Here is a 7,392-nt window from a genome sequence, read left to right as displayed (position 1 = left end):
CAATTAAAATTAACGCTTATGGTAAGAAAAATTGTACTATCGTTAATTGCTGTTTTGGGGATTTGCGCCGTTGCAATGGCCCAGAACCAGCAGGTTTCCGGTACAGTTACCGACGCTGCCGGTGCTCCGGTAGCAGGTGCCACAGTCATGGTGGACGGAACGACGGTCGGAACGACGACGAGTGCTGACGGCGCTTACTCGATTTCTGTTCCCAGGGAGGGTGTTCTGCTGGTGACCTTCATCGGCTATGAGCCCCAGCGTATTGCTGTCGCCGGAAAAACCCGTGTGAACGTCGTGATGAAGGAGGATACGCAGGCGATCGACGACGTGATCGTGGTAGCATACGGTACGGCCAAAAAAGAGGCCTTTACGGGTTCTGCTTCCGTGATGAAGGCCGAGGATATCGGCAAGCGCCAGGTATCCAACATTTCGAACGCCCTGGCGGGTGCCGTGGCCGGTGTGCAGGCTGTTTCGTCGAACGGACAGCCGGGTGAGAGTGCCAAGATCCGTATCCGCGGTATCGGCTCCATGTCGGCGAGCAGTGCTCCGCTCTATATCGTGGACGGGGCCCCTTACGACGGGTCGCTCTCGTTCCTGAACAGTGCCGATATCGAGTCGATCACGGTGCTGAAGGATGCCGCCGCGTCGGCCATCTACGGTGCCCGCGGTGCCAACGGCGTCGTGCTGGTCACCACCAAGCGCGGCAAGTCGCAGGATGCGACCGTGACCTTCGACGCCAAGTGGGGTACCAACTCCCGCGGTGTGCCCAATTACGACGTGATTTCCGATCCGGGACTGTATTACGAACTGGGCTACAAAGCTTTGTACAACAGTAAGTTCTATGCCGGGAGCTCGGCGGCGGATTCGCGCGCGTTTGCCAACTCCGCCCTGTTCGACTCGACGAACGGCGGTACGGGTTACAACGTCTACACGCTTCCCGAAGGCCAGACGCTGATCGGTGCCAACGGCAAACTCAATCCCAACGCTAAACTGGGCTACTCCGACGGGCAGTATTACTACACCCCCGACGATTGGTACGACGAGCTGTTCGGCAGCGGCAACCTGCGCCAGGAGTACAACGTCTCCATCGCGGGTGCTTCGGAACGCCTCAACTACTACCTCTCGGCCGGTTACCTCGACGATTCGGGCATCATCAAGAATTCGGGCTTCACCCGTTATTCGACCCGTATGAAGGCCGATTACCAGGCCAAGAAGTGGCTGAAGGTCGGTGGCAATATCGGTTTCTCGCACGCTATTACCAACTCCCCTACGGGGCAGACCGACTGGGGTTCGTCGGGCAACCTGTTCTACCTGGCCAACATGATTGCCCCGATCTACCCGATGTATGTGCGCGATGCCGATAAGAAGATCATGTACGACGAACACGGCAATAAGATCTACGACTCGGGTGTGAATACCAACCAGATACGCTCGTTCTCGGGCGGTGCCAACCCCATGATCTCGATCGACCTGGATCGCCACCGCACCTATACTGATGCGATCAACGGCAACTGGTTTGCGACCGTGACGCCCGTCGAGGGGCTGAACGTCACGGCCAACATCAGTGCCAGCGCCATCAACCGCCGTGCGAACCACCTTTATAACTCCTACTACGGTTCCTATATCGGCAAAGGTTCGGTCTCCGTTGCGCAGTCGCGTACGTTCGGCGTCAACCAGCAGTACCTGGCTTCGTACAAGAGAACGTTCGCCCAGAAGCACAACTTCGACGTGCTGGTCGGCTTCGAGAACTATTCGCTGAAGATGCAGTACCTCTCGGGCAGCAACACCGACCTTTACAATCCCAATGTAGGGGAGCTGGATAACACGATCTATGAGACCCCGCAGGTTTCGTCCTACACCGACACCTATTTTACAATGGGTATTCTCTCGCGTGTGCAGTACGACTACGACGGCAAGTATTTCTTCTCGGCATCCTACCGCCGCGATGCTTCGTCGCGCTTCCATCCCGACCACCGCTGGGGTAACTTCGGTTCCGTGGGTGGTGCATGGCTGCTGACCAAGGAGAACTTCCTGAAGGATGTGAAGTGGCTCAACATGCTGAAACTGAAGGCTTCGTATGGTATCCAGGGTAACGACGACCTGCTCGATCCCAGCGGTTACAGCAACTACTATCCCTACCAGGATCAGTATTCGGTAGGTCGTGTCGACGGCGATTTCTCGTTGACGCTCAACTACAAGGGTAACAAGAACATTACGTGGGAGTCCTCGCACTCGCTCAACGTGGGTGTCGAGTTCGGCCTTTGGGACGACCGCCTGAGCGGTAGCGTCGAGTATTTCTCGCGCAAGACCTCGGACATGCTCTACTACAAACCCGTACCTCCTTCGCTGGGTTACTCGCGGCAGCCTATCAACGTGGGTTCGATGCGCAACGCCGGTGTCGAGATCCAGCTGTCCGCCGGGCTGCTGCGCTATAAGAATTTCTCGTGGGATCTGGATCTCAATATGACGCACTACAAGAACAAGATCCTCTCGCTCGACGGCGACGTGCCCGAGACGGGACTGGTTTACTCGATGGCGATCCGCGAGGTGGGCGGCTCGATGTACGACTCCTACCTGAAGACCTATGCGGGCGTCGATCCCAACACCGGTAAGTCGCTCTGGTACGTAGATCCCGACAACGGCGATTATTCGACCACGGATGTTTACGACAACGCCCGCCAGGCCCGCCAGGGCAGCACGCTGGCCAAGGTGAGCGGCGGCTTCGCCACTTCGCTGAGCTTCTACGGCGTGGATATCTCGGCACAGTTCGCTTACCAGCTCGGTGGCAAACTCTACGACAACACCTACCACGAATTGATGCACTACGGCGATAACCTGGGTATGAACTTCCACAAGGACGCCCTCAAGGCCTGGACGCCCGAGAACCCCAACACGAATGTCCCGCGCCTGAACTCGTCCGACGATTCGAACCAGAAATATTCGTCACGTTTCCTCGTAAGCTCCGACTACCTTTCGGTCAACAATGTGACGGTAGGCTATACCCTTCCCAAGAAGTGGTCGAACAAGATCGGCCTGGGCAGCATCCGCATCTATTTCTCGGGTGACAACCTTGCCGTCTTCTCCGCCCGCGAGGGTCTCGACCCCCGCATCGTATTCGGCGGTACGGGTACTGCGGACAACACCTCCTATTCGGCCCTGCGTACCATTTCGGGCGGTATTAACCTGACGTTCTAATTTTGGCACAATCAAATAACAACGTGTATATGAAAGCAATCAATAAAATATGGGTATTTGCCCTGGGGACGGCGGTTATGGTCTCCTGCTCCGACCTCGATACGTTCCCCGAGAGCGGTATTGTGACCGAGGATCAGAAAAAGGAGGTCGTGGAGGACAACCCCGAACGTCTGCAGGCGGATATCAACACCCTGTCTTCGATCTTCACGAAGCTCCTGCCCAACTGGGCCGGAGGTAGCGCCACGCCTTTCCACAACGACTTCAGCTATCCTGCCGTATGTATCGCCACCGACGGCAACGGTGCCGACATGGTGTCGGACAACAGCGACTACGAGTGGTTTTCGGTTGCGTTCGAGTATTCGGATCGCAACGCCAACTATGCCGTGCCCATGTTCACCTGGAATTTCTGCTACAAGCTGAACAAGCAGGCCAACGACATCCTGTCCACGATCCCTGCGGATACCGAAAACCAGACGCTTATCTATTACCGCGGCCAGGCGTTGGTGGCGCGTGCGTTTGCCAACTTCACGCTGGCGCAGCGTTTTCAGTTCACCTACAAGGGTAACGAGGACAAACCGACGGTACCCATCGTGACGTGGGACATGCCGGCCGAGCGTGCCGGTGCGAACCCCCGTGCCACCAATGCCGAGATCTACAAGCTGATCTACGACGATCTGACGCAGGCCATCGCCGACCTCGAGGGTTTCCAGCGCACGAGCAAGGCCGCCGCCGACCGGAACGTGGCTTACGGAATGCGTGCCCGCGTGAACCTGGTGATGAACAACTGGGGCGAAGCTGCCACCGATGCCGAAGCTGCCCTGAGCGGCTACACGTTCCTCTCCAAGGATGACGTGTCGGCTCCCGGTTTCAACAGTGCCAACTCCCCGTCGTGGATCTGGGCCGGCATCTACAAGGCTGCCGACACCCCCGCCAACTACCGCAATATCACCTGGGGCGGACACCTCTGCTCCTTTGCCCGCGGTTATACCACCAGCCAGGGTTTGTATAAGCGTATCAATTCGCTGCTTTACAACATGATCCCCGATACGGACGTGCGCAAGGGATGGTGGATCAACGCCAGCCTCGAATCGCCGCTGCTCGACCACATGGACTGGGACGGCGTGACCGGCTCGGCCATCAGCTCGCTGGCGATTCCCAATGTCAAGCGTGCCTTCCAGCCCTATACCAACGTGAAGTTCGCGCCTTATGAAAATAAGTGCGGTACGGACATCAACGCGGGCGACTGGTGTATCATGCGTGCCGAGGAGATGCTTCTCATCCAGGCCGAGGCCATGGCCATGGGCGGCAACCTCGGCGGCGGCAAGTCCCTGCTCGAGAATTGGGTCAAGACCTACCGCGATCCTTCGTATTCGTGCGCCGCCACGACTCCCGAGGCTTTCCAGAGCGAGATCTGGTGGCAGCGCCGCGTCGAGTTGTGGGGCGAGGGCCATGCCTATACCGACATCATGCGTCTGAAGAAGAACCTCGTGCGGTGCACGACGGACGGCAAGTCGGACTTCCCCGATGCCTGGGCGTTCAACATCGCGGCGACGGACGGTATCCTGCTGATGCGTATCCCCACCGGGGAGACCAACGCCAATGCGGCTATCGACCCTGTCAAGGACAACAACAACGAGGGTACGTTCCCTGTTAACGGCAGCGGAGCTGGTTTGACCGACGGATGCGTAGTTAAATAAGTTTTGAACCGGATAACATCGACAAAATATGAAAACACTCAAGAGTTTATTATATGTGTTCCTGGCGGCGTTCCTCTTCGTGGGGTGTAACGACGACGAGAACTTCAACCCCGGGGAACCCGAAGATCCCGATTGTTACAGCGTCTATTTCCCTACGCAGGAGAATATAGGTTCCAAGGAACTCGACCCCGCGGCTCCGACCGAGATGACGTTCACCGTACGCCGCCTGAAGAGCGAGGGTGCGATCGTAGTTCCCGTGGCCGTAACGTCGAGTGAGGAGGGAATCTTCGTTCCCTCGCAGATCGAATTTGCCGACGGGCAGGAGGAGACGACCTTCAGCATTCAGTTCCCGCAGGCCGAAATCGGTACCACGTATAAATGCGAGGTCAATATCGAGGACAAGAAGTACGCCTCCGTCTATGGTGAAAAAGCCACGGGCTTCGCCTTCAGCGTGACCCGCGTGAAGTGGAACAAACTGACGGGCAAAGGCGGCGAGACCAAGGGTAAGTGGCGCGACGACATCATTTCGACGCTGTTCAATACCGCCAACCCCAACGCCGAGGTCGACGTGGAGATTTACGAGCGGGCCGACAAACCCGGTTACTACCGCATGAATCCCTTTACGCAGGATTTGATCCGGGCCCTCTTTAACGGAACCGCACAGGCTTGCACCGAACCCAATATCATTATCGACGCCACCAACCCCGATGCCGTGTGGATCCCTTACCAGACGACGGGCGTGACGCTCGGAGGTGACGGCGAGATCGAAATTGCTTCGAAGGTCAATGCTAACTTCTCCTCCGTGAGCGAGTCGGCCAGCCTCTACGGTACGCTCAAGGACGGTATCATTACCTTCCCGGCCACCGGCATCATGGTGAACTTCACGGTCTCCGGCGGGTGGTACGGCGCCAACGGCAGCGGTCTGCAACGGATCATGCTTCCGGGTGCCAAGGCATACGACTATACGCTCGCACTGACGAACACCGAGCCTGCGGCCGGTGTGGTCAAGGTCGGCTTCAAGTTCGGTGCGGACGTGGCCAAGGTGAAATACGCGTTCTTCAACGGCTCGATGAGCGACGCGTTGGCCGACGTCCGTTCGGGCGAGATCGAATCGGGTGAGACCCCTTCCACCGAAATCACGGCTTCCGGCACGGTTTCCGCTTCGTTCGACGATACGGGCGTTTATTCGGTCGTCGGCAATATGTACAACACGGCCGGCGAACTGGTAGGGCGTTCGTTCCTCTCGTTCGGGTACGTCAAGTCGGGTGAGGAGTCCCAGAATGCGGTTATCCTTTCGGTAAGAACCGAACTTTCCTGGGAAAAAGAGGCGTTGGGCTATACCCCCGAGAATTCGATCAAGGCGATCCTGTTCGGACAGAATATCCAGTCGGGTTATTGGGGTTTGTTCAAGACTTCCGACCTGGCAGGCCTGAGCACGGCACAGTTGGGACAGGTTGCCAAATCCTCGGGCGATGCGTTCACGGAAGAAGAGCTCGCGAAGATCAACGGCAAAGAGTCTTTGGTTCCGTTCCTCGTCGGCCTGAACAGCGGTACGAGCTATACGCTCCTGGTGTCGGCTTTCAACGGGTATTTCTCCAAGGTCTATGCCGTCGAGCAGACTACCGCCGGTAAGGAAGACCCCATGCAGCAGAAGTATAAATTCGACGACGTCAAGGGTGAGGTGAGCAAAGACGATCTCTTCAATACGACGTGGAATTACTATGCCGTGGATGCATTCGACGAAAATGATGCCACCAACCGCCAATACCTCGGCAAGGTCACGTTCAGTGAGAATGCTGACGATCCTAATTACGTCAAAGTCAAGGGACTTTCGTCCTACCTTGCTTCGAATCTGGATACGAAAGACGACACGTTCCTGGCAAAGTACAACGGACTGGTCAGCCCGATGCCGACCTGCCACATCGGTATGTTCAAGACCTATCATGTCGGCAACATGTTCACCTACGAAGAGAATCCCACGGGAATAAATGGCAGCCAGGGTTGTCTCTATGCAGGCTATGTCGATGACGGAATCCTTGCATTCGTTCCGAACCCGAATTATGTGACGCAGGGCTACACCTTCAAAGGTATCTATTGGGGTGGTTTCGGCAATTATGATCCAGCCACGGGCAAATTCACGAATTTGGCTGCCGATCTGGTACAGTTCGACTACCTGATGCTGATAAATCCCGCAAACGACCCCAATGCGGTAACTGCCGCGGCTGTTGCCCGGGAGCTTGAGGTACGGCCGGCCAACAATTTCGTCGAACTGCGCGGGCCCGAATTGATTCAGGTACTTTGGAGCGAGCAGACCGGCAAACCTGTCAACCGTGCAACATTCGGCGGTTACGGTATGCAGCCCGACCTGGGCGTGGCCGATGCGGTCGCGACCTTCAGCGAGGGCAGTATGCCCCAGGCTCCGGGGGCGATCGTGATGATCGGCAAGAAGGTATCCTTGAAGTAACCGATTCCGGCAATGTTGGAATAATTATCGGGAGGA

The 7,392-nt window shown here is 57.0% G+C and carries 3 protein-coding genes; all 3 read left to right on the top strand.

Going from position 1 to position 7,392, the window contains the following annotated elements; all coding sequences use genetic code 11:
• Positions 1-18 precede the first annotated feature (18 nt).
• Genes DW189_RS03995 through DW189_RS03985 form a run of 3 tightly spaced genes read left to right on the top strand, consistent with a single transcriptional unit; the run spans position 19 to position 7,356 of the window.
• Positions 19-3,195, top strand: a complete 3,177-nt coding sequence (locus tag DW189_RS03995) for a SusC/RagA family TonB-linked outer membrane protein (RefSeq protein ID WP_117506954.1) — start codon at positions 19-21, stop codon at positions 3,193-3,195.
• 29 nt (positions 3,196-3,224) lie between these two features.
• Positions 3,225-4,892 (top strand): RagB/SusD family nutrient uptake outer membrane protein, encoded by a 1,668-nt coding sequence (locus DW189_RS03990; protein WP_117506953.1) that lies wholly within the window; start codon positions 3,225-3,227, stop codon positions 4,890-4,892.
• A gap of 28 nt (positions 4,893-4,920) precedes the next feature.
• On the top strand, positions 4,921-7,356 hold the full coding sequence (locus DW189_RS03985) for a hypothetical protein (protein ID WP_022332807.1): 2,436 nt from the start codon (positions 4,921-4,923) through the stop codon (positions 7,354-7,356).
• Positions 7,357-7,392: the final 36 nt, after the last annotated feature.

It is taken from the genome of Alistipes sp. AM16-43, assembly GCF_003435745.1.
Lineage (GTDB): Bacteria > Bacteroidota > Bacteroidia > Bacteroidales > Rikenellaceae > Alistipes > Alistipes onderdonkii.
Note: the sequence above shows the minus strand (reverse complement) of the source record. Positions and strands in the feature narration are given on the sequence as shown.

What these genes read in the sequence shown, in the direction of transcription:
- DW189_RS03995 (WP_117506954.1), top strand. Translation starts at nt 19, where the DNA reads ATGGTAAGAAAAATTGTACTATCGTTAATTGCTGTTTTGGGGATTTGC.
- DW189_RS03990 (WP_117506953.1), top strand. Translation starts at nt 3,225, where the DNA reads ATGAAAGCAATCAATAAAATATGGGTATTTGCCCTGGGGACGGCGGTT.
- DW189_RS03985 (WP_022332807.1), top strand. Translation starts at nt 4,921, where the DNA reads ATGAAAACACTCAAGAGTTTATTATATGTGTTCCTGGCGGCGTTCCTC.